The sequence below is a fragment of the Pantoea sp. GbtcB22 genome (genome assembly GCF_019091025.1).
Taxonomy (GTDB): Bacteria; Pseudomonadota; Gammaproteobacteria; order Enterobacterales; family Enterobacteriaceae; genus Pantoea; species Pantoea leporis.
This window is the reverse complement of sequence record NZ_JAGXKB010000004.1, coordinates 232,809-251,734: the sequence shown is the minus strand read 5'-3', so window position 1 is coordinate 251,734 and position 18,926 is coordinate 232,809. Positions and strand designations below refer to the sequence as shown.

General features: G+C 55.1%; 17 protein-coding genes and 3 tRNA genes. 9 read left to right on the top strand and 11 right to left on the bottom strand.

The window, feature by feature from the left end; translation table 11 throughout:
• The first annotated feature begins 140 nt into the window (after positions 1–140).
• Positions 141–653 carry an RcnB family protein gene (locus tag KVT28_RS15470; RefSeq protein ID WP_101762204.1) on the top strand — a complete coding sequence of 171 codons (513 nt, stop codon included), beginning with the start codon at positions 141–143 and terminating at the stop codon, positions 651–653.
• Here the strand turns inward: KVT28_RS15470 and KVT28_RS15465 are convergent.
• Entirely contained in the window at positions 650–2,098 is a 1,449-nt protein-coding gene (locus KVT28_RS15465) for a PLP-dependent aminotransferase family protein (protein WP_217549176.1), read from the bottom strand. The genes KVT28_RS15470 and KVT28_RS15465 overlap by 4 nt on opposite strands.
• 107 nt (positions 2,099–2,205) lie before the next feature.
• Here KVT28_RS15465 and KVT28_RS15460 point away from each other — a divergent pair, with 107 nt between their 5' ends.
• On the top strand, positions 2,206–2,919 hold the full coding sequence (locus KVT28_RS15460; RefSeq protein WP_217549174.1) for a GNAT family N-acetyltransferase: 714 nt from the start codon (positions 2,206–2,208) through the stop codon (positions 2,917–2,919).
• On the opposite strand, the gene opgB is transcribed toward KVT28_RS15460, so the two are convergent.
• Positions 2,916–5,207 (bottom strand): phosphatidylglycerol--membrane-oligosaccharide glycerophosphotransferase, encoded by a 2,292-nt coding sequence (gene opgB / locus KVT28_RS15455; RefSeq protein ID WP_217549172.1) that lies wholly within the window; start codon positions 5,205–5,207, stop codon positions 2,916–2,918. The genes KVT28_RS15460 and opgB overlap by 4 nt on opposite strands.
• 213 nt (positions 5,208–5,420) lie before the next feature.
• Positions 5,421–5,810, bottom strand: coding sequence for a tautomerase family protein (locus tag KVT28_RS15450; RefSeq protein ID WP_101762200.1), 390 nt, complete (start codon positions 5,808–5,810; stop codon positions 5,421–5,423).
• A gap of 120 nt (positions 5,811–5,930) precedes the next feature.
• Here KVT28_RS15450 and KVT28_RS15445 point away from each other — a divergent pair, with 120 nt between their 5' ends.
• Complete coding sequence (locus KVT28_RS15445; protein ID WP_176970781.1) at positions 5,931–6,854, top strand: LysR family transcriptional regulator; 924 nt, start codon at positions 5,931–5,933, stop codon at positions 6,852–6,854.
• Here the strand turns inward: KVT28_RS15445 and KVT28_RS15440 are convergent.
• On the bottom strand, positions 6,828–7,841 hold the full coding sequence (locus tag KVT28_RS15440) for a glycosyltransferase family 32 protein (RefSeq protein WP_101762198.1): 1,014 nt from the start codon (positions 7,839–7,841) through the stop codon (positions 6,828–6,830). The genes KVT28_RS15445 and KVT28_RS15440 overlap by 27 nt on opposite strands.
• Positions 7,842–8,255: 414 nt before the next feature.
• Between KVT28_RS15440 and KVT28_RS15435 the strand changes: the two genes are divergently transcribed.
• Entirely contained in the window at positions 8,256–9,209 is a 954-nt protein-coding gene (locus KVT28_RS15435; RefSeq protein WP_217549170.1) for a YncE family protein, read from the top strand.
• On the opposite strand, the gene KVT28_RS15430 is transcribed toward KVT28_RS15435, so the two are convergent.
• Positions 9,206–9,760, bottom strand: a complete 555-nt coding sequence (locus tag KVT28_RS15430) for a histidine phosphatase family protein (RefSeq protein WP_217549168.1) — start codon at positions 9,758–9,760, stop codon at positions 9,206–9,208. The two genes, KVT28_RS15435 and KVT28_RS15430, sit on opposite strands and share 4 nt — an antisense overlap.
• 584 nt (positions 9,761–10,344) lie before the next feature.
• Between KVT28_RS15430 and KVT28_RS15425 the strand changes: the two genes are divergently transcribed.
• From KVT28_RS15425 to KVT28_RS15410, 4 genes are all read left to right on the top strand, one after another.
• On the top strand, positions 10,345–11,727 hold the full coding sequence (locus KVT28_RS15425; RefSeq protein WP_101762195.1) for an MFS transporter: 1,383 nt from the start codon (positions 10,345–10,347) through the stop codon (positions 11,725–11,727).
• Positions 11,728–11,802: 75 nt separating this feature from the next.
• Entirely contained in the window at positions 11,803–12,825 is a 1,023-nt protein-coding gene (locus tag KVT28_RS15420; protein ID WP_217549166.1) for a LacI family DNA-binding transcriptional regulator, read from the top strand.
• A 12-nt stretch (positions 12,826–12,837) separates the two neighbouring features.
• Positions 12,838–13,815 (top strand): nucleoside hydrolase, encoded by a 978-nt coding sequence (locus tag KVT28_RS15415; protein ID WP_101762193.1) that lies wholly within the window; start codon positions 12,838–12,840, stop codon positions 13,813–13,815.
• Between the two features lie 241 nt (positions 13,816–14,056).
• Positions 14,057–15,277 (top strand): MFS transporter, encoded by a 1,221-nt coding sequence (locus KVT28_RS15410; RefSeq protein WP_217549164.1) that lies wholly within the window; start codon positions 14,057–14,059, stop codon positions 15,275–15,277.
• Here the strand turns inward: KVT28_RS15410 and KVT28_RS15405 are convergent.
• The 3 genes from KVT28_RS15405 to KVT28_RS15395 form a co-directional block, all read right to left on the bottom strand.
• Positions 15,274–15,738: a YbaK/EbsC family protein gene (locus KVT28_RS15405; RefSeq protein ID WP_217549162.1), complete on the bottom strand. Its 465-nt coding sequence runs from the start codon at positions 15,736–15,738 to the stop codon at positions 15,274–15,276. The genes KVT28_RS15410 and KVT28_RS15405 overlap by 4 nt on opposite strands.
• A 95-nt stretch (positions 15,739–15,833) precedes the next feature.
• Positions 15,834–16,628 (bottom strand): siderophore-iron reductase FhuF, encoded by a 795-nt coding sequence (fhuF, locus tag KVT28_RS15400; protein WP_101762190.1) that lies wholly within the window; start codon positions 16,626–16,628, stop codon positions 15,834–15,836.
• Positions 16,629–16,794: 166 nt separating this feature from the next.
• On the bottom strand, positions 16,795–17,889 hold the full coding sequence (locus KVT28_RS15395; protein WP_217549160.1) for a diguanylate cyclase: 1,095 nt from the start codon (positions 17,887–17,889) through the stop codon (positions 16,795–16,797).
• 227 nt (positions 17,890–18,116) lie between these two features.
• Between KVT28_RS15395 and KVT28_RS15390 the strand changes: the two genes are divergently transcribed.
• On the top strand, positions 18,117–18,401 hold the full coding sequence (locus KVT28_RS15390; protein ID WP_110867479.1) for a DUF1435 domain-containing protein: 285 nt from the start codon (positions 18,117–18,119) through the stop codon (positions 18,399–18,401).
• Positions 18,402–18,494: 93 nt separating this feature from the next.
• Here the strand turns inward: KVT28_RS15390 and KVT28_RS15385 are convergent.
• The 3 genes from KVT28_RS15385 to KVT28_RS15375 all read right to left on the bottom strand — a co-directional run bounded on the left by KVT28_RS15385 (position 18,495) and on the right by KVT28_RS15375 (position 18,818).
• Positions 18,495–18,581 (bottom strand) — tRNA-Leu (locus KVT28_RS15385).
• A gap of 29 nt (positions 18,582–18,610) precedes the next feature.
• Positions 18,611–18,697: transfer RNA gene (locus KVT28_RS15380), tRNA-Leu, on the bottom strand.
• A gap of 34 nt (positions 18,698–18,731) precedes the next feature.
• Positions 18,732–18,818: transfer RNA gene (locus tag KVT28_RS15375), tRNA-Leu, on the bottom strand.
• Positions 18,819–18,926: the final 108 nt, after the last annotated feature.

The following is an 18,926-nucleotide window of genomic DNA, read 5'->3' as shown; positions in this document are numbered from 1 at the left end:
TTTACTGCGCCAAAAAGCGCCTGAGCTGAGGTATGCTGAGCAGCGAAATTTGACGCGCTAAGCGCGCCGGGGGAACCTTCTGCGTGCTTAACGTGTCAGTTAAATGGACAGTTAATAATTAACCAGAGTGGAAATCACCCATGCGCAGGACACACGTCAATCTTCTTTCTGCAGGAATTTTTCTGGGCGCTTTAAGCCTTGCTCCGGCCGCGCTGGCGGAAGGCGAGCAAACAGACGCCGTACCCATGCCGCCACAGGTGCAGCAAACCGCACCCGACGCGCAAACCCAGGCACCCGCCGCTGATGCACCCGCTCAGGCGCCGGCCGCCGATGCGCCTGTCAGCAATGAACCGGCTGAATCCAGCGGCGATGTCGCGCCGATTCGTCCACCGCAAAGCGGCAATGCGGCTGCGCCAAACAACTATGATCTGAACACCATCATCATCGACTACAAAGAGTACAAAGTGGGCGATGTGGTGCCAGATGAGTACCGTAAAAAACAGTACACCATTGTTGAGTGGAAGCCACGCCATCTGCCAGCGCCGCAGCCAGGCACGCACTGGGCGTACATCAATGCCAACTACATCCTGATCACCGATGACACCGGTAAGATCGTGATGGGCAAATCAGGCGAAATCTTCTTCCGCGGTTAATTCCTGCGCAGCAGACGCGCTAACTGCGCGACGCCCGCCGTAATCTGGCTGGTGCTGGTGTTACCGTAACCCAGCACCAGCCCTTGTTGCTTCTGCTCACCGAGATAAAATCCCGACAGCGCGCCCGGCGCGTAGCCACTCTGGATCAGCCGATCCACCAATGCCATATCGTTTTGATCCGCTGCCAGTGATAACACCAGATGCATGCCGCATTCGCCGCCCAGCAACGGAACCTGTGCGCCAAACGTTTGCTGCAATGCCTGTCGCAACGTCGCCTGCCGTTGGCGGTACAGACGGCGCATTTTGCTCAGATGACGGCTAAAATCACCGCTGCGTAAAAACAGCGCCAGCGCCTGCTGCTCAGGACGATTCCCGCCGCGCAGCAGTTCATGCAGCGCAGGGCGCAGCGGCGCGACCAGCTGCGGCGGCAATACCATAAACCCGAGCCGTAGCGCCGGAAACAGCGTTTTGCTGAACGAGCCGACGTAGATCACCGGCGTTGGCTGCGTCATGCCTTGCATGGCGGCGATTGGCTCGCCGCTGTAACGAAAATCGCTGTCGTAATCATCTTCGATAATCCACGTTTGCTGTTGCCGCGCGGCCGCCAGCAGCGCCAGACGACGCGGTGCGCTCATGATTGCGCCGGTGGGATATTGGTGCGTTGGCGTGGTGTAAATCAGGCGCGGCGGACGCTGCCGCCAGTCCTGCGGCTGCGGCGCCAGACCTTGTGCATCGACCGCTATCGGTTCAATACGCATATCTCCCAGCCGCATCGCCGCTTTCGCCCCGCGATATCCCGGCTCCTCCACCCAACCGATGTCGCCAGGGCTGCTGAGCAGCGCCACGCACAGCGTTAATGCCTGCTGTGCGCCTTCGGTAATCACGATTTGTTCGGGCGTACAGCGCACGCCGCGCGCTAATGCCAGATGCTGCGCCAGCGCGGCGCGTAGCGTGCGTTCGCCGAGCGGATCGCCATAGCCCAGCAGTTGCTGCGGCTGATGCAGCATCACGCGGTTCAGCGCCCGTCGCCACTGAACCAGCGGGAAATGTGCTAACGAAGGAACGCCGGGCCGCAGCGCCATCTCCTGACTCAATGTGCGATGGCTGGATCGCAACTGAGCGATGCGCGGTGACAAGGCAATTTCGCTGCTGGCGGGCGGCTGAGTTTCCTGCGGTAGCTGCGCCATATTGCTGATGCGACTGCCCTGGCGATCGCTCAGCAAAAATCCTTCAGCCTGCAGTTGCGCCCAGACGGCGATCACCGTATTGCGTGAAACCGCGAGATCCAGCGCCAGCTGGCGTGTTGCGGGCAAACGCGTACCGGCAGCGAGTTTGCCGGTCAGAATCGCCTGCTTGATACGCTGGAACAGCTGCTGTTGCAGCGTCAGCTCGCCGTTGGTCTCTAGCGGGGCCAATAATAATCGATGCAGTGCAATATCACTCATTTACGCGGTTCCGTGGATCCATCAATTTCAACCATTGTGGCGCTTTTTAACACACCAGCAAAGTGGCACTCTGCGTTTCTGGCCCTGACTGATAAAGGAATTAAGCTATGTCGCAACACACGAATGATTACGGACAACCGGTAGGATTTCCGCTGCCAGATTGGCAACCCCGCGCCTGGCCGAGCTATGAAACCTTCACCGGTGACTATTGTCGCCTTGAACCGCTGAGTGCTGAGCGTCATGGCCGCGAACTCTATGCTGCCTATGCGCTGGCTGAAGATGGCCGTGACTGGACCTATATGTTCGCCGAACCTTTTGCCGATGAAGCGGCCTATATTACCTACGCGCGTCAGCTGGAAAACGGGCGCGATCCGATGCATTTCGCGGTGATCGATCCCGTTAGCAACCGCGCGGTCGGTAGCCTGGCGTTAATGCGCATCGATGCGACAAACGGATCGGTGGAGATCGGCCACGTCGCCTTCTCGCCGTTGCTCAAACAAACGCGCATGGCCACTGAAGCGCACTATCTGCTGATGCGCTACGCCTTTGAGCAACTGGGCTACCGGCGCTATGAGTGGAAGTGCGACAGCTGCAACCAGCCATCACGAAACGCGGCACAGCGTTTAGGGTTTCAGTTCGAAGGGACTTTCCGTCAGGCGATTGTCTATAAAGGCCGCAGCCGGGATACCTGCTGGTTCTCGATTATTGATAGCGATTGGCCGCAGGTGAAACAGGGCTTCGAACGCTGGCTGGCGGCAGAGAACTTTACGGCGGAGGGGACGCAACGCGAAAAGCTGGAGGCGCTGCGCACCCTACGTTAGTTTTGCGGAATTATTTTTATATCCACCATGCCGATCCCCAGTTTGCGGGGATCCTGGCCGATAATATTGCCGACATTTGACTCCTGCGGCTCCGGCGGCGCAATGATCAAATTGCGGCTGCCGGTTGGATTGGTGAAATGCAGCGTGGTGGTGGAGAAATCCTCACCTAAATTCAGTTGCTGCTCTTCATCGCCAACGCGCACCGGAATCGGACGGTGCGCATTCGGACCGAACGCCCGCGCGGTGATCACCACATCAAAGCGTTCTGGCAGCGGATCGGTGTACTCAATATTCACTTCCGGGGCCAGATTGGCATTTGACCAGCGTCCCCACTCTTCCGGGCGAGAGATCCCTTTAAAACTCTTCACGCTGGTTGGCGCGCCAGGCACTGATAACAGGAAGCGGTCCGCGTTGTAGCGAATCGCGTTGTCTTCAATCCGAATCTGCTGCTCGTTGAGCTGGAAGGTTGCCGCACTGACTTCGGCTTTGGGGAAGCTGACTTTCGCTTTCCACTGCGGTTTATCAATGCGGGTAACGCTCGGTTTGGCGCCCATCTGTCCCATCGAAACACACAAATCGTTCGACAGGGCTAAATCTGGCTGCCACAGACGCGCCATTTTAAAGCAGCGATCGACCCAAACGAATTTGTCGTCGGCAGCAAATTTAGCCAGCTGATAACGCAGTGGCTCCGCGTATTCGCCTTCGGGCAGCGGTTCAACATGCTTATCGGAGACGCGGAACAGAATCGGCAATTTGAAGGTTGCGCCGGAGAAGGTGAAGGTGTTTTTTTGTTGATCGACGGTAAAGCTGTCCATCTTACTGGGGAAATTCCACAGTTGAATAATATCCGCTTTCCACGCCGTGACGCGCCTCGCCATGTCTTCAAACTCGGTTGACAGCGAGGTGGAAGAGAGGCCGCTGCGACCAAGTCCAATCGCGTTATCCCCGCCGAGAATATCCAGCACCGTGGCGCCGTTATCCAGCGTACTGCGTTTGGCGTCGAGCACTTCCGCCTGAGGCTGATCGCCACGAATCACCATAAACAGGTCACGGCGCGGCTGCTTGATCAGATATTGATGCGCGGTGTTATTCATCGCCAGATGATCGGAGGTCACCACGATGATGGTGTTTTTAAACCACGGCGACGCTTTGATGCGTTCAATCAGACGCGCCACATGCTCCTGCGAGCAGGCGACCGCGCTAAAGGATTGGTTTGGTTTGCCATCATAGCTGTAGCTTTTGCGCTGGCAGCTGCGCGAGATAAAACCATCCGGGTGATGGGTGTCGACGGTAAGGGTGAACAATGCGAAGCGTTTTTGCGCGCGCGACAGCTCTTCGTATTTCTCAAACACCTCGTCCATCACCGTGTCATCGTAGTAGCCCCAGTTATTACGATAGCCGGGATCGGCGACGCGACTTTTCAGCTCCTGCGAGCCATACATATTGGCCGCATCAAAGCCATGTGACAGCAGAAAAGTGTCTTTACCGGCGAAGCGTAAATCGGCGCCCTGAATAAACCAGTTCTCATAGCCAGAGTTTTTCAGGATGTCGCCCAGACAAATATTCTGCGGATAGAAGCTGGAGAGCGAGGCCGAGGCGTTGCCATCAAAAGGCGCAAACAGCGGGATGCCGCACTGTGAAGCCACCATGCCCGCGATGGTGTAATCAGTGCCAGGCAATTGTTCGGTTTGGCTGAAATCGATGCTGTTATCTTTTTCGCGGCTGAGTTCCGGGGCCAGACCGGGAAATGCCTGCTGATCGAAGTAGGTGCGTTCAAGACTTTCGCCATAAATGTAGACCAGGTTGAGCTTTGGCTCGGCGATCACCTTATTAGGCGTTTTGTAATAGGTTTCGAAGTCCGAATCGGCGAGGCGCGAATGTGAGGCGATCAGCTCTTTCACCTGGCGGAACGCAGGCGTGGTTTGTACCGAACCCGCAGCACAGGCAATCGCCAGCAAACTCCAGCCGAGGTGATGCGGCCGCTTACGGCGGCGCAGTAACCATGAAAGCAGGCAAAATAGCGAGAACAACGCGATGATCAGTCCGATGGCGGGCACGACATATTTGCTCACGCCCGCGCCGGTCAGGCTGTTGGTCAGGGTATACAGCACCGCGTCATTAATGCCATCGCCGGTAAAATAGTTGCTGGCGACCAGCGTGACGTTAAGCACGATAAACAGCGTGAGCAGCAGCAGGATCAGACTAAACCAGAATTTATTTCGCCCGGCTTTGAAGGAGTAGACTGCAATCGCAGCCAAAAAGAGTACAACCGAAACCAATTCGGACAACGTCAGATCCTCATTTTGAATGAATACGCAATCCTTGCGCCAACGACCCTCTGCGGGGATTTTGCGACAATCTATATTGGGTGTCACATGGCTGCAACACATCCAACCAGATTTGTGCGATGCATTCCGATTCGTTTAAGGCGGGTTCAGGCTGACTGTGGTTTAGCCTGGCAGCAACGGACGGGCTGCTGCCAGTGAGGGCAGAGAAGGGAATCAGAGTTTTCCAGTGAGGTATTGCGCTTCGCCGTCGGCAAAGCTCCAGTCGCCTTTACTGTTGGTGATAAAACTAATCATCAAATCCGTGCCCTGTACGCCACAATTTTCCAGCAGCTCGCGTGCTAACTCTGCCATAAACAGGCACTTCTGTTCTTCACTTCTCGGGCTGGTATATACGCGCACCATGACCAGATTGTCGGTTCGCGCAAAGCCCAAGCCGGTATCCTGAAAGACCATCTGATAACCTTTGTTTTCGTGAACAATCTGATAACGATCGCGCGCCGGGACTTTGAAGGCGGTTAAGACCGCACGGTGTGCGGCATCCAGCAATGTGCGGATTTCTGATTCTGAACGGCCCTGAATAACGTCGAATGTCAGTAACGGCATAAATAAAACCTCGTTTTTGCTCACATGAAAAGAGTAGGATGTGGCGCTATGCTGCCGCTTGCTGCCGGAAAGAAAAAGCGCGCTGGTTGAATTGATTATTTATTATTTTGAACAATCGATATGAAAGAAATTAAAACCGATAGCCTTTGGGTCCATTTGCACTGGTTAACCGTGCTGGCTGAGCTCGGCAGTTTTACGCGCGCGGCGGAACGATTAGACGTCAGCAAAGCGGCGATGAGTCAGAAGATTAAAGAGCTGGAAAAGATGGCGGGCGTGGCGTTGGTGCAGCGCACCACTCGCAGCGTGCGGCTGACTTCCGCCGGTGAAAAGCTGGTGGATGAGCTGCGCGATCCCTTCGCGCGTATCGCGCAGAGCTTTTTCAGCGTGCGCGATGAAGCCGGTCCAGTGCGTGGCATGGTGCGCGTCACAGCGCCGGTGGCGTTTGCGCGTCAGCAACTGGTGCCGATCATTGGCGATTTCCTGCGCGACTATCCGCAGGTGCGCTTGCAGCTGGATGTCACCGATCGTCTGGTGTCGCTCGGCAGTGAAGGCTTTGATCTGGCGATTCGCCACAGTGATAGCCTGCCTGAAACCCATGTTGCGCTGCCGCTGTGTGAAACCCGCGCGCTGCTGGTGGCGTCGCCGGCATATCTGGCGCAAAACGGCCTGCCGGATTCACCGCAGGCGTTGCAGCAGCACAATTGTCTTTATTATCCGCGCGGACTCGAATCGCCGCAGTGGCGCTTTCAATTAGCGGACGGCGGCAGTGAAACCGTGCAGGTGAAGATTCAGGGCAACTTTGCCACCAACAACAGCGAGTCGATCCGCGATGCCGCATTGCAGGGTTTGGGCATTGCGATGCTGCCGGATTTCAGTGCCAGCGCGGCACTCGCCAGCGGCACGCTGCAGCAGGTGCTGCCGCAGTGGCAAGCGGTGGATGCGTTCGCCGACCGGTTGTGGGTGGTGCGCCCGTATGCCGCACAGGTACCACGGGCGGTGACCACCTTAATTCACTGGTTACGCGCGCGCTTTGTTGATGGGTGATGCCAGCGCGATCGGCGCAGGCGTTTGCATCATCTGACCCAACAAACTGCCGCGGTTGTAGTTGCCGAGCCGCAGGTTGAAGTCGAGATGCAACTGCTCATTGCCGCTGAGTTTAATCACCGGTGGCGGCGTGAGTGGACGCTGGTGAAACAGCACCGCGTGGGCAAACGCCTCGCTTTTCCAGCCGCTTAAACGCTGATAGTAATAAGCGTTCGCCTCGCATTTACGCAGATAGAGATTCACCCGGCGATGTTCACGCATGGCGATCTGCTGCGCCAGAGAACCTAATTGCTGCTGCGGCTGCGCAATTTTCTGCGTCAGCAGGGAATAATCATCGCGCTTGGTCAATTCACTGAAGTAATTCTGTTCGCCGAGATGTTTGATCGGCGCGTAATGTTTTTGCCACTCGCGGATAAAGGGATTATTGGCGGTTGCCGCCAGGAACCAGCTCTCAATCACCGGCGCGAGATAGTTGACGGTGGCGTTTTCGTGATAATAACCAATCACATCCATGCGACGTTCCTGATGCGCGCGATGTACCCAGGAGAGATCTTCAAATAATAAAGTGCTGCAATCAATGGCAATGCCGCCATAACGCAACAGTAATTCCAGACGAATCACTTCGCTGCGTTGTTGGGCGGTTAATTGGGTCGAGGTAAAGATAAAATCCGGTAAAACTTCTTTTATCGTTAAACGATTTAATAAATGAATTTCATGATCGGGATTATCCTGACGAATCTTTTTAATATTTAACGCCATTGATTTCGGTAAATATTCATTATCCCAATACATCCAGACTTTCTTTGGAATCTCTGGCAGATCTTTTTCGCCAGAAAGTAACACGATATTGTCCTCCTGGCTGGGATCGTATTCCGGCGCACAGAGCGCATTATGCTGTTTTTTCTGCAGGAAAGTCTGGCTGGTAAAAGCGAGTCTTTTCCAGTTATGCCAGAGGGTTAACGCTGGCTGAAGGCGTTTTTTATTCATGATGCACCTGATTATTGTGATTATGCTGGCAAGGCGTCCCTGATCGCGGCGCTTAGCGCTCTTGATTGTCCTTTAGGCTGTGTGTAAAAAAGTACTCTCCTATGCTTAATAAAACATTCTGTGCGGCGCGGCTATCACTTTTTGATCCTTTCAGATAAACCGGAAAATCAAGGATCCGTTAAGCTTTAAATTAACGATAAATAACCGCGTGGATTGTTGATTATTCTATTTTATCTCATTGAGACTATTCCTAATAAAATAACAATAGCGTGGCGTAAGTCGCGGGGCGGATTAAAAATTGCGTGTGAGATCACGTGTTAACCTCGCTGCATTTTTCGCTGGCCTGCCGCGAAAATCCCCTCCTGATTGCGGGTTGGCTACGCTTAAAGGAGGTGACGAACAAAAGGAGACACTATGCAGCGACACAACCGTGGATTACTGGCGGTCGATAAGCAGGGCAATCGCGTGCTGTTTCTCAATCCCGAAACCTTTGCCGTTGAACAAGAGTTAAATGCCTTTCCGCCGCGTCCACACGAGCTTCTGATGCTGCCGCAGCTGGAGAAAGCTTACGTGCCGATCTACGGCGACGGCATTCACGGCGACAATCCGCATCCCGGCCACAAAGTGGCGATCATCGATCTGCGCCTGCGGCAGATCAGTGGTTTTATCGATCTGTCGCCGTTAAAAGCACCGCACAGCGGCCAGCTGGGACGAGACGGTAAAGTTTATCTCTGCTGTGAAAACAGCGCGGTGGTGGCGGTGATTGATCCCGTTAGCGATCGCGTGGAGAAAACCATTCAGCTGCCTTCGCACAATGCGCACCGACTCACTTTGTCGCCCAGCGGTCGCAAGTTGTTTACCGAGAATGAAGAGGACGCCAGCATTACCGTGGTGGATCTGTGTGAGGCGGAAGGGCGGATTATTGACAATATTCTGATGCCCGGCCCGATTTCCGGCATCGCCGCCTCGCCGAAACATCCTTATCTGGTGGCGAGCGCCGCCGATGCGCCGCTGCTGTATGTGGTGGATCGGCAAAGCCATCGTATCCGCCAGCGCCTGACGTTGCCGGGCCACCAGCAACCGTGTCAGGTGGTGCGCTTCAGTGCCAACGGCGAGCGGCTGGTGGCGATTGGCGATCAGGAGCCGGTGGTGACGCTGTTTGACGAGCTGCTCAATCCGCTCGGCGATATTCATGTCGGCAACAAGCCGATGGATGGCTGCTTCAGTGAGGATAATCACAGCTTGCTGATTGCTAATGAGGGCGACGGTTCGCTCAGCCTGATTGATCTGCAGCAGATGAAAGTGATTGCCACGCCGCAGGCCGGTACCGGTTGTGAAGTGCTGAGTTACTTTCACCTCAAACCTTAAATAAACGGGCGATGATAAATCGCACTGCTCCAGTGGCGGCTGCTGGCATGTTTTTCGGCCTGCCAGCCGCGCTTGCGTAACTCGCGTGCAATCAGCTTATTCATGATGCCGTGCCCAACCAATAACACCGTGCCTTGCTGCGACAGCACCACCAGTTTATCCGCCGCCAGACGGGCACGTTCTCGAGCATGCTGCACCGATTCGACATGGCCGGCATAGCCGCACAGCCACAACAAGCGCAATAGCGCCAGCCAGACGTTGAGCGGCAGATGTAAACGCTCAAACGGCAATGTCGGTATCGCCACTTCGCTAAAAACCTCATCCACCGCGTGCGGCTGTAAACCGAGACGCGTTAATGACGAACGGGCGCGCGGCAGCGGGCTGGTGGCGATCACACTCGCCAGGCGCGCAATGGTCTGACTGCGCGGCGGCGGGGAGTCGCAAATATCAGCCTGATCGTAACCTTCACACCAGTCGGCCAGCGCCCGAGCCGTGAAGCGCCCAGTGACCGGATGATCGGGTTTACCGTGTCGCATAAGAATAATGGTCATAGCGCTCCTGAGTGATCTTTCTCCAGTGTAATGCAGATGCTGAGTCAGTCGCGCACCGGTGACGGCATTTAAGAATATTGCGGGTGTGTCATTAAACCTTAACTGAACTGTGCGAAAACCAGCGCGATGAAGATTCAGTCTGCGCCGTTAAATGGTAAGCAATAATCGTTAATTACGTTGTAATCAGACATTTCTTGCTTACGCGCATTAGATGTAATGTCATGAATTAACGCCTCTTTTATCTTGTGCTCATGAGTTATAGTGAAGTTTATCTAATAAATATCACTATTTTTGCTTGATTTATCTACGCGCGTAGATAGACTATGCCCATAGTGATAACTCACGGTGCCAGAGACGAAGTTGGCCTTGAGATGACCCAGTTACATTTGCCTTACTAATGCGATCGATGAAAATTACATCGGCGGGAACAGGCGAAGAAGCGGATTCCAACACCAGGGAATTCATTACTGATTTTTCATCCAGGTTTGCCTACTGAACGTTGCCACCGGGGAGTTCCGCTTGTTGCAAGGGAACTGACCCACGGAAGGGCGTTTGCTGTTTTTACCTCATTCAGGGATTGGGTTATGACGGTTTCGCAACAAAGCTCACTGACATCCTCCTCAGCTGCCGACGCGCGGCTTGAAACATCATCCGGCCGCAAAGATTTCTGGCGCGCCACCTTCTCGTGCTGGCTCGGCACCGCGATGGAATATGCGGATTTTGCGCTGTATGGCCTCGCTGCCGGCATTATCTTTGGTGATGTCTTCTTCCCCGAAGCCACGCCGACTATCGCCTTGCTCTCGAGTTTTGCCACCTGGTCGGTTGGCTTTATTGCCCGCCCGATTGGTGCCTTGCTGTTCGGCTGGATCGGCGATCGTAAAGGCCGCAAAACGGTGATGATCTCGACCATCATTCTGATGGGCGCCTCCACAACATTAATCGGTTTGATTCCCTCCTATGCCAGCATTGGCGTTTGGGCACCGGCGTGTCTGGTGCTGCTGCGCTTTACCCAGGGTTTGGGGGCGGGCGCAGAGTTGTCCGGCGGCACAGTGATGCTGGGCGAATACGCGCCGGTTGAGCGTCGCGGTTTGGTCTCGTCGGTGATTGCGCTGGGCTCAAACAGCGGCACGCTGATCGCCTCGCTGGTTTGGCTGGCGGTGATCCAGATGGACAAAGAGAGCTTGCTGGCGTGGGGCTGGCGTATTCCGTTCCTCAGCAGCGTACTGATTGCGGTGGTGGCGTTGTGGATCCGTCGTCATCTGCGAGAAACGCCAGTGTTTGAACGCCAGCAGGCGGAATTGCAGGCCGAACGAAACGCCACGCTGGCGCAGGCGAAAGCAGAAGTGGATACGCGCAGTTTCTGGCGTCGCACCCGCGCCTTCTGGACCATGGTGGGTTTACGCATCGGCGAAAACGGCCCTTCTTATCTGGCGCAGGGCTTTATCGTCGGTTACGTCGCCAAAGTGCTAATGATCGATAAGTCGGTGCCCACCACCGCGGTGTTCATCGCCTCGTTACTTGGCTTCGTGATTATTCCGTTTGCCGGTTGGCTGTCGGATCGCTTCGGTCGCCGTATAACCTATCGTTGCTTCTGCTTATTGCTGATGTTCTACGCCTGGCCCGCCTTTAGCCTGATGGACAGCCGCGACCCGACGATTGTCATCGCGGTGATTGTGGTCGGCATGGCGCTGGCATCGCTGGGTATTTTCGGCGTGCAGGCAGCGTGGGGCGTCGAGATGTTTGGTGTGAAACGTCGTTATACCAAGATGGCGGTAGCGAAAGAGCTGGGGTCTATCCTTTCAGGAGGCACCGCACCATTAGTGGCGGCGGCGCTGCTGTCGTTTACCGGACACTGGTGGCCGATCGCGGTTTACTTCACGGCGATGGCCAGCATCGGTTTTCTCACCACTTTCGTGGCGCCGGAAACGCGCGGACGCGATCTCAATCTGCCGGAAGATGCCATCTGACCAGCAGGATCGCGTAAATCACAACCCCCATTGGCCGGATATTCCGGCCAATGGCATTTACGCAGGGGCAAAGGAATGGCGAAATCTCAAACCGGAAACGTAACGCGCACGGACGTGGCAAAAATCGCCGGCACCTCGGTGGCGGTGGTCAGTTACGTGATCAATAACGGCCCGCGTCCGGTGGCAGAAGCCACGCGTCAGCGCGTGCTGGAGGCGATCAAACAGACCGGCTATCGCCCCAACGCGGTGGCGCGCGCGCTGGCTTCGGGCAGCACTAAAACCTTTGGTTTAGTGGTGCCAAACATCGGCAATCCCTTTGTTGCCTCGATGGCGCACATGCTGTTGCAGGAGTCGATGAATCACGGCCACGTCATGCTGTTGGGGGATGCCGGCGACGATCGCAAACGCGAGCTGGAGATTATTCAGGGCCTGTTAAATCGTCAGGTTGATGGCCTGTTTTACAACAGCGTCGATCGCCATCCCTACATCGATGTGATTCAGGCCAGCGGTACGCCGCTGGTGATGCTGGATCGCATTGAGCCGCGTCCAGGCGTTGGCATGCTGCGCGTCAATGAGCGCGAAGCGGCGTGCCAGGTGACCGCGCATCTGCTCAGCCACGGTTATCAGCAGGTGGGCATGATCAGCGGTCCACTGGACATGCTTAACGCGCAGGACCGTATTCACGGCTGGCGCGATGCGCTGGCGCAGAAAGGGTTGCTGGCAGATGAGGCAATGATTTTCCCTGCCAGCTACACGCGGCAGGGCGGTTACGACGCCGCGCAGCGCATGGTGGCCAGCGGTCGTGTGCCGCGCGCGCTGTTTACCAGTAATGAAGGCCAGGCGATTGGCTGCATTCGTGCGCTGTCGGAGCATGGACTGCGCGTGCCGCAGGATGTCGCGCTGGTGTGTTTTAACGGTACCGATCAGTCGGCGTTTCATGTGCCGACGCTCACCACCGTACGTCAGCCGCTGCGCGATATGGCGCGCAGTGCGATTGCTATGCTCAAAAATTGGGATGGCGACGCGAAGCTGGCGGAATTTCCTCACCATTTAGAAATCGGTGAGTCCTGTGGCTGCCAGCTTACTCAACAAGAATAAAATTATAACACTATGAAAAGATTGATTATTGATTGTGATCCGGGAAACGGTATAGCGGGTGCCAACACCGACGATGGCCTCGCGCTGGCGTTAGCATTGGCCTCAAAGTCACTGTCGCTGGAACTGATTACCACTGTGACCGGCAACACGCCGAGCGCGGTGGGGGCGCAGGTCGCGAAAGATCTGCTGCAGCGGCTGGGACGCAACATTCCGGTGGTGCAGGGCGCGCTGCAGGCGCTGCGTGAAGATCCTGCGCCGTGGCGTGCGCGTCTTGATAACGTTGCTGATGAAAAGCTCGGTGAACTGTGGCGCGGCGTTCGTCAACCGCAGCGTATTCCGGCGGATGGACATGATGCGGCTGGCGTAATGGGCCAACTGATTTGTGACAATCCCGGCGAGTTTACGCTGGTAGCCATTGGCCCGTTGACTAACGTGGCGCTGGCACTGCAGCGTTATCCAGAGATGGCTGAATCGGTGGCAGAGATTGTGATTATGGGCGGCGTGTTCGCGCTGGATGATTACATCAAAGACACCAATTTTGGCCTCGATCCGGAAGCCGCGCATCAGGTGCTGCACAGCGGTGCTGCCATCACGCTGGTACCGATGGACGCCACCACGCAAACCCTGATGACGCAGCAGGATCTCACGCGGCTGACCGCTAACGATCATCCGTTGCCGCAGTTTGTGCGCGAGACGTTGCGGCCGTGGATCGATTATTCGATCCGCACCCGTCATCTGCCAGGTTGCTGGATACACGACGCGCTGGTGGTGGCGTGGCTGCTGAATCAGCGTGTCGCCGACGGCGTGGATTATCATGTGGATATTGAGCTGCGGCCTGGCGCCACGCGCGGCAAAAGCTGGCGTTATCGCACGCCGCTGCGGCTGGATATTGGCGTGCCACCGCAGACCGGCGCCTTGGTGCATGTGATTCAAACCGTTAATAATGCGCTGCTGCTTGAGATGATCGAAAAGGCATTTAATCAGTTATAAAACCGTTGACTGCACCTGCCGTAACGGCGCGATAAAACGCGCCGCTACAGGATATTACCTCCATCAATGACACGTTTTTTTACACCGCGCATCACTCGCTGACAATTCCTACCACAGCCCGCCTTTCTGACATGCTATATACAAATAGTTAACAAATTAGTAACCCGTGAAATTATTTGCGCGGTAACTTCTACTATAAATCCGGCCAACGAACCGGAAGCTCATCAGACAGGATACCAACATGTTCAACTGGACTGCGACCCAGCGCAACGTGGCTTTTGCCAGTTTCGCGAGCTGGACGCTGGATGCGTTCGACTTCTTCATCTTAGTGTTTGTCCTCAGCGATCTTGCCCAATATTTCCATACCAGCGTCTCCGATGTTTCTCTTGCCATCATGCTCACGCTCGCCGTGCGTCCGATCGGCGCGCTATTGTTTGGTCGGCTGGCGGAGAAGTACGGCCGCCGACCGATTTTGATGCTCAATATCGTGATGTTCTCGGCGTTTGAGCTTCTGTCGGCGTGGTCGCCCACCTTCACGGCGTTCCTCGGTTTCCGCGTGATTTACGGCGTGGCGATGGGGGGGATTTGGGGCGTGGCGTCGTCGCTGGCGCTGGAAACCATTCCGGATCGCTCGCGCGGCTTGATGTCCGGCATCTTCCAGGCTGGTTATCCGTGCGGCTATCTGCTGGCGTCGGTGATTTTTGGTTTGTTCTTCGAAACGGTCGGCTGGCGCGGCATGTTCCTGATTGGCGCGTTGCCGATTCTGCTGCTGCCGTTTATCTACTTCAATGTGCCGGAATCGCCGGTGTGGCTGGCGGCGCGCGAGCGAAAAGAGAGCAATGCGCTGCTGCCGATTATCCGCCAGCACTGGAAAATCTGTATCTATATGGTGCTGCTGATGGCCTGCTTTAACTTCTTCAGCCACGGTACGCAGGATCTCTATCCCACCTTCCTGAAAGTGCAGCATCAGTTTGATCCGCACACCGTCAGCATCATTGCCATCAGCTACAACATCGCGGCGATGCTGGGCGGCATTACCTTTGGTGCATTGTCCGAGCGCATTGGCCGTAAGCGCGCGATTATTCTGGCGTCATTCCTCGCGCTGCCGGTGTTGCCGCTGTGGGCCTTCTCCAGTGGTTCATGGATGATCGGTATCGGCGCGTTTCTGATGCAGTTTATGGTGCAGGGCGCGTGGGGCGTGGTGCCGACCTATCTCACCGAACTGGTGCCCGCCAATGCGCGCGCGGTGCTGCCGGGCTTTGTCTATCAGCTGGGGAATCTGATCGCCTCCGTGAATGCGACGCTGCAGTCGCGTATCGCCGAGGCGCACGGCGGCAATTATGGTTTGGGTATGGCGATTGTCGCCGGAACGGTGGCGGTGCTGATTTGCGTGTTAGTGGCCTTTGGTCGCGAGACGCGCGGCATCGAAATCTCCGGTGCCGCCGCGCGCGAGTCGTCTTAAAGCGCCTCGCAGACGTCAACCCATTTCGCCGCGGTGAGTTCCGCCATGCGCTGCGGCGAAATGCGCACCGCACTATGAATCGATCCGGCTGCGGGCAGCACTTCGTCAAAGCTGCGCAGCGACACATCGCAATAGACGCTAAGCGGATTTTCCAGCCCGAACGGGCAAACGCCGCCGACCGGATGCCCGGTCCAGTTCACCACCTCATCCACGCTTAACATGCGCGCCTTGGCGCCGAGCGCAGCTTTCAGCTTGCGGTTGTCGAGACGCGCATCGCCGCGCGTAACGATCAGCACGATGGCATCTTTCACTTTCAGCGACAGGGTTTTGGCGATTTGCCCAGGCTGAACGCCATGAACGCGTGCGGCCAGCTCAACGGTGGCGGTGCTTTCCGGCATCTCGATGATGTCGATATCCGGTGCATGTTCGGCAAAGAAGTGCCGTACCGACTCCAGGCTCATTGTTATCTCCGGTAAAAACAGAGCCGAAAAAATGCCACAAGCCTGGAAAAGTGTAAACGGGAGAAAAGGAGAATCTGTAACAGAATGCGCGGGTGCTACACCGCTTTTAACGTGCAGTTACCGCAACGTTCTACATCGGGGATACGATAGCGCTGGCAGCAGCTGCGTCGTTCCATTTCGCCATTACGCGGGATCATGGTGCGATACAGCGGATTATCGCTGCCATCGAGCAGGGATTTGCTGAAAAATAGCGCCTGTTCCAGCTGCAAAATCTTCTCTTCTGGCAACTGATTTTTCAATTCACCAAGGAACCAGTAAAACGAAAAGCCCATGTTGTTCCAGATAAGCTTCGCATTGATATCACCGTGCTGCGTCATGCCGTTAACCGCCGGAATCAGGCATTGCTGAATCAGGCGATCGATACGCTGCTGGGCATTGAGGTAGCGCGCATCCTCATCTTCCTGCACATCCAGCCAGAAAGCGCACGGATGGCCGTTTTCGTGGAACTCAACGTGAATCAGATGCGGCGAGCAGTTCAGCGCACGCGGTTCCTGCAATAACGCCATCATCAGCGGTGGCAGCAGCAGGCCAAAATACCACTGCGCCCATAGCGACTGCAGCGGCTTAGCTTCCTGCTGCACATCAGGATGATCGCGATAGAGATAATCGCTGTAGCGCTGCGTCAGGCGGCGATAGTGAAGCGGATTGGACCATTCAGCCAGAGTTAACGTCCCGGCGGGTGCCGGCTGGCCAAGCTTGAGGTTATCCAGCATGTAGCTGCGTTGATCGCGCATCAGATCTTCCAGTGCGCTCGCTAAACTGCGATCGCTCTGCATAAAGATCAGTGGATGCTCGCTGAAGCGATGATCCTGACGCGTGATGATGGCCATGCCGGTCCTGAGTGATAACGGGAATCGAGAGACAAATGATAATCGTTCCCAGCATTTTGAACAACATTTCTGCACATGCAACTGTTAACGCACATTTCGTCGCGGCGCGTTTTATCGCGCAAAAAATTGCGCCGCGACGAGGTGTGCGTTGGGTAATGACAAGGCTTTATATCAGTTCATTACTCGCCTGCGTCAATTTCGGCAAATCCTCCCACGCCAGAATAGTGTTACGTCCCTGATTTTTCGCCACATACAGCGCGCGGTCAGCATTGGCGACTGCCAGGTCAAAATCGTCAGCAAAGATGGGCGCGATGCCAGCGCTGATGGTGACGTGCGTCGAGACTTTATCATTGAAGCGGTGCGGAATTTCCAAATCCACCACGTACTGACGAATGCGTTCAGCCAGTTTCATTGCGATTGAGGCGTTTACATTGGTCATCAGCACCAGAAACTCTTCGCCACCGTAGCGTGTGACCACATCGCGCGAACGCACCGCGTCGCGGATCGCCACGGACACGCGCGCCAGCGCCTGATCGCCCATCGCATGGCCGTAATTGTCGTTGTAGGCTTTGAAGTGGTCGATATCCAGCAGCAGCACAAAGTGGCTGCCGGCGTGGTTTTCCAGAATGGTATCAAGGCGATTCTTCAATCCACGGCGGTTGTACAAGCCGGTAAGCGGATCGAGCATGCTCAAATCGCTGAAGCTCTCTTTTTCCTCATACAGCTGGCTAACCAGCCGACGGGTGAAGGTATCAAAGCGACGACGCATTAAATGGTGCAGTGAAAAGCCGATTAATGGCAGCGTAATGGTGAATAAGATCATCATTAAATGCTGACCATCATCCAATAACAGCACGGTTAATACCGGCGGTGTGATGTGTAAACAGAATGCAATCAAATAATCACTCAGCGCAATGGCACTGATAAAGAACACGCTTAACAGGCTGATAATTAAAAAGCTGCCATCAAAATAGTAAACCAGATGATATCTGTGGTTAATATGCCACGCCCACAGCGCACCCAAAATAAAAGCCACAGGATTTAATAGCGGTAATTTTTGTTTTGACGCCATTAAGCAAATAACCAGCAGCGTGGAGCTGAAGCCCGCTACAACGTCCACCGGCAGCGAGCGTATTGGGCTATCGCTGCCTAAAATCGGCAGCAGGCAAAAAAGCGAAACGGCGACATTAAGAAACAGAAATAGCATCAGCGACAGCCGATATTTACTCTGTTTCAACTCATCATAAGATTGTAATTTCATTATTATTCTCGTGACAGCCCTGATATATCAAAGCGCTACCCGCAAGTAATAGTTTACCTACCCGGATAGAGAGCACGTTATTGTTGTGTTAGCGATATTGTTATCGGCGGCAATTTAGCATTTTCCAGTAATTCTGTCATCCGGCATGGCTTGCGACAAAAATTCGCTGCAAGATGAGAAATATTGTCATATGATAATGCGAATATTTATCATTTGAGGGTTGCGCGATGATCATGGCGATAATAGCCGCCTGCGGACTATGGGGCGTGAGCTGGGTAATGGGTAAACGTCTGGATAGCGGTTGGGGCGTGTTATTACCCTGCGCGGCGATGCCGATTTTTGCGTTATGGGAACCGAGTTTCAGTCAATGGCGAGTGGTGATGATTGTGGCACTGCTGCTGACCGTGGTGATGCTGTTTCACCATCGCCTGCGTCACTATCTGTTGCTGCCATCTTGTCTGGCATTGGCGGGCGGCTTAGCGGCGGTGTCGGTCAATTTCCACGTTATCTGATCAAATCGCAGAAACGACAACATCACGCTGATAGCGTGAAGTTCGTTGAAAAATCTTTCGGGGGATTTACTGCTCGAAAGGAGTGACAACTGTTGGTGCGAAGGGAGGGACTTGAACCCTCACGTCCGTAAGAACACTAACACCTGAAGCTAGCGCGTCTACCAATTCCGCCACCATCGCATCTTAGTTGTCTGTTTATATCGTCGCATTGGTGCGAAGGGAGGGACTTGAACCCTCACGTCCGTAAGAACACTAACACCTGAAGCTAGCGCGTCTACCAATTCCGCCACCATCGCTCAGTGCGCAGATATAAACTGTGTGATTTTAGTTTGGTGCGAAGGGAGGGACTTGAACCCTCACGTCCGTAAGGACACTAACACCTGAAGCTAGCGCGTCTACCAATTCCGCCACCATCGCAAACTAACAACACCCTAAAGTATTGCTAACCACGGAGGCGCATTTTAGAGATTTTACTCATTGCGTCAACACATATTTCGCGACGGCAAAACGATCGCTGTAAAAAGC

Coding starts and splice junctions, on each gene's coding strand:
- KVT28_RS15470 (WP_101762204.1), top strand. CDS start 141: ATGCGCAGGACACACGTCAATCTTCTTTCTGCAGGAATTTTTCTGGGC.
- KVT28_RS15465 (WP_217549176.1), bottom strand. CDS start 2,098: ATGAGTGATATTGCACTGCATCGATTATTATTGGCCCCGCTAGAGACC.
- KVT28_RS15460 (WP_217549174.1), top strand. CDS start 2,206: ATGTCGCAACACACGAATGATTACGGACAACCGGTAGGATTTCCGCTG.
- KVT28_RS15450 (WP_101762200.1), bottom strand. CDS start 5,810: ATGCCGTTACTGACATTCGACGTTATTCAGGGCCGTTCAGAATCAGAA.
- KVT28_RS15445 (WP_176970781.1), top strand. CDS start 5,931: ATGAAAGAAATTAAAACCGATAGCCTTTGGGTCCATTTGCACTGGTTA.
- KVT28_RS15440 (WP_101762198.1), bottom strand. CDS start 7,841: ATGAATAAAAAACGCCTTCAGCCAGCGTTAACCCTCTGGCATAACTGG.
- KVT28_RS15435 (WP_217549170.1), top strand. CDS start 8,256: ATGCAGCGACACAACCGTGGATTACTGGCGGTCGATAAGCAGGGCAAT.
- KVT28_RS15430 (WP_217549168.1), bottom strand. CDS start 9,760: ATGACCATTATTCTTATGCGACACGGTAAACCCGATCATCCGGTCACT.
- KVT28_RS15425 (WP_101762195.1), top strand. CDS start 10,345: ATGACGGTTTCGCAACAAAGCTCACTGACATCCTCCTCAGCTGCCGAC.
- KVT28_RS15420 (WP_217549166.1), top strand. CDS start 11,803: ATGGCGAAATCTCAAACCGGAAACGTAACGCGCACGGACGTGGCAAAA.
- KVT28_RS15415 (WP_101762193.1), top strand. CDS start 12,838: ATGAAAAGATTGATTATTGATTGTGATCCGGGAAACGGTATAGCGGGT.
- KVT28_RS15410 (WP_217549164.1), top strand. CDS start 14,057: ATGTTCAACTGGACTGCGACCCAGCGCAACGTGGCTTTTGCCAGTTTC.
- KVT28_RS15405 (WP_217549162.1), bottom strand. CDS start 15,738: ATGAGCCTGGAGTCGGTACGGCACTTCTTTGCCGAACATGCACCGGAT.
- fhuF (WP_101762190.1), bottom strand. CDS start 16,628: ATGGCCATCATCACGCGTCAGGATCATCGCTTCAGCGAGCATCCACTG.
- KVT28_RS15395 (WP_217549160.1), bottom strand. CDS start 17,889: ATGAAATTACAATCTTATGATGAGTTGAAACAGAGTAAATATCGGCTG.
- KVT28_RS15390 (WP_110867479.1), top strand. CDS start 18,117: ATGATCATGGCGATAATAGCCGCCTGCGGACTATGGGGCGTGAGCTGG.